Source organism: Oleiphilus sp. HI0132, assembly GCF_001635845.1.
In genome coordinates this window covers 1-2654 of record NZ_LWGJ01001438.1, presented here as the reverse complement: position 1 = coordinate 2654, position 2654 = coordinate 1, and the positions used below count along the sequence as shown (strand labels likewise).

The following is a 2654-nucleotide window of genomic DNA, read 5'->3' as shown; positions in this document are numbered from 1 at the left end:
TTGTCTTGCTGTAGAGATCGCTGCATTAAAGGTTTCAACATTATGTTCATTAAAACGAGCGCGCTCAGTAAGTGCGGCGGTTTCAAGCACTTCATACAACTGAAACTGAACGTCTCTTTCATTTAATAAATCGGTTTCCATGCCTTACAAGCCTCTTAATGATGAATAGGTTATTTACCTATCACTGTCTCATATCGAGAGGGATTACATAACTGGCTTTTATGACTTAAACTATGCCGTTTATGCCACCAGTATTCTTGGATACACAACAATGAAGCAAGTCACCATTCTCGGGTTTGATTACGCCTTTGCTACAGCAATTATCGGTATGGCAGATTTACTCGCTTCGGTTGGCGTTACTTGGAATTACATTCATGGAGATAAGCTATCCAGACAATTCAATGTCGAAATTGCTAGCTTAAACGGTGGTAAAATTCGGTGTGCTAATAATATTGAAATCAATGCGCATAAAACCATTGAAGAAATCAGTTCAAGTGACCTGCTTGTCATACCGACCATCGCTGGCGATATTGCTCAGACACTGGCTTTAAATAAAGCAGCACTCCCATGGATCAGAAAACTATATGAAGGTGGCTGCGATATCGCATGTAATTGTACCGGCGCTTTTCTGCTTGCCGACACAGGCATGTTAGATCACAAAAAAGCGACGACGCATTGGGGCTTCGTCGAGCAGTTTGCACAGAAATTTCCAAAGGTAGACTTACAGCCGGACCAGTTAATTACNGAAGATGGGCAAATATTTTGCTCTGGTGGCGGCACGGCCTGGTTTGATATGAGCCTGTTTCTGATTGAGCGCTATTGTGGCTATGAACTCGCGCAAGCTAGCTCCCGGTCATATGTTTTCGACATTGGCCAAGATAAGGTTAGTAGCATTAAACGTATACCCGGCAAACATTACCACCAAGACAAGCAAATCATAAGCTTACAAAACTGGCTAGAACATCACTTTGCTGAAGACTTTTCAATCGACGAACTTGCCGAGCGTATCAACATGACACCAAGGACATTCAAACGCCGCTTTAAAGCGGCTACCAGTGATACACCAATCACCTACGTACAGAAGCTTCGGATTGAATCTGCCAAAAGGATGCTAGAAGGCAGTAAAAAGTCTTTAGAACAGATCACCCAAGAAGTCGGCTACAACGATATGTCTTCTTTTATTCGCCTGTTTAAAAAACATACATCTATGTCTCCTGGCGCTTTTCGTGTTCGTTTTTCACGTAGGCCTGAAGTGCCGAGCTAACAACTTGGAAGCACAGGGCCTGTGCAGCAAGAACGCTAGTCCTTTCTGAGAGGAAATTTCTATCGATTATTCACGAGAGGTACAGCAGACAAATAACCAAGGCCAATCTTAGTTTACCAAACGAGACCTTGTCAGAGTACTTGGTTACAAGGCTGGGTACTTGGATACTCCGGTCTATTTATTTCACTAGAGTCTGAACCATTTGATCAAACAGTAAAATCAAGAATAGAGTTGAGAAGATATTTCTAGAAACTAGACAATGATTTAGCGTAGGAAAGTTTTCACTTATTTCTGGAAGAAATAAATGGCGGTGAGCCAGGGATTCGAACGCAGTAAACGTCTAGGTATCAGCGTGCATACTAGAGTTTTTGGCACCCTTAAAAAGAATTTTTAGCATAAAAGTGCGCTTACGTGCGCATCATTTGCCCCAATTTTGCCCCACCAAACACCCTAGGTTTTACTGGGATCAATGAAATATCAATAATTTACAGAAAATCTCACCTAACAAATGGCGGTGAGCCTAAAATTCGAAGTACAAAAGTTTCTTCGCTTTGCACATCAATGCACTTGCGTTTAAAACGAATCCAAAGAGCTTCAGATACTACGTTCAGTAGTTTATTTCAGTAAATAAAAAGTTATCCACAGGCACGTAGTAGCATGTACTTAACGCGTAGTATCATGTACTTAACCTTCGTAGTAGGATGTCCTAAACGACGTAGTACCATGTCCTTAACGGCGTAGTACCATGTCCTTAACAGCGTAGTACGGTGTACTTAAGCAGAAAACTAAAGCCTGTATCCATTTGAATTTATTGGATAATTCAAACTTATTCAACCCTCTAGTACTTATTAGTCCTCTTTAGTACTTATATTAGTACTGTTTTGGACAAAATATATACACCATCAAAAAAAACAATTTTTTTATTCAATGTTACGGGAGACGTGGATTTTCGTCGCCTCCTGCGGCATAGCCTTTAGTTTGTACGAGTATAGTTATCTAAGCTTTCAATAAAGTGTGCAATTAGAGTTTACGAACAAGCTTACACTCTAACACTTTAAACTGAACACTTGAAATCATAAATTACTCGAGAATTACTACAGCCATGTACTTACATCATGCACTTTCACCGATAAAACTATTTGATGCAAAAAACCATCAACACGGACAGCAGCCAAACGTAAGTGCTATTGCCCCTCAAAGGCTAGTGCGCATTACCAATATCTTAAGTTCTAATCTGAAAACCGGCCATGCGACTAAAGCTCCGATCTTACTGAATATATCCAGAGATAATAATCACAACATCTTTGCAATACAGCACCAAGACCTAAGGCAGATTCAATTTTCATTAAGTACAGTGATACGTAATATCTTCTTACATACCACTAGTCAC

The 2654-nt window shown here is 40.3% G+C and carries 3 protein-coding genes; 2 read left to right on the top strand and 1 reads right to left on the bottom strand.

Annotation, left to right across the window (positions count from 1 at the left end; all coding sequences use genetic code 11):
* Positions 1–141: acyl-CoA dehydrogenase N-terminal domain-containing protein (locus tag A3766_RS32765; protein ID WP_156509043.1), on the bottom strand; the 141-nt coding region annotated here is incomplete at its 3' end.
* 130 nt (positions 142–271) lie between these two features.
* On the opposite strand from A3766_RS32765, the gene A3766_RS22015 reads away from it, so the two are divergent.
* Together A3766_RS22015 and A3766_RS32220 are read left to right on the top strand one after the other, a co-directional pair.
* Positions 272–1264, top strand: a complete 993-nt coding sequence (locus A3766_RS22015) for a GlxA family transcriptional regulator (RefSeq protein WP_068515087.1) — start codon at positions 272–274, stop codon at positions 1262–1264.
* Positions 1265–2366: 1102 nt separating this feature from the next.
* Positions 2367–2654: hypothetical protein (locus tag A3766_RS32220; RefSeq protein WP_231882959.1), on the top strand; the 288-nt coding region annotated here is incomplete at its 3' end.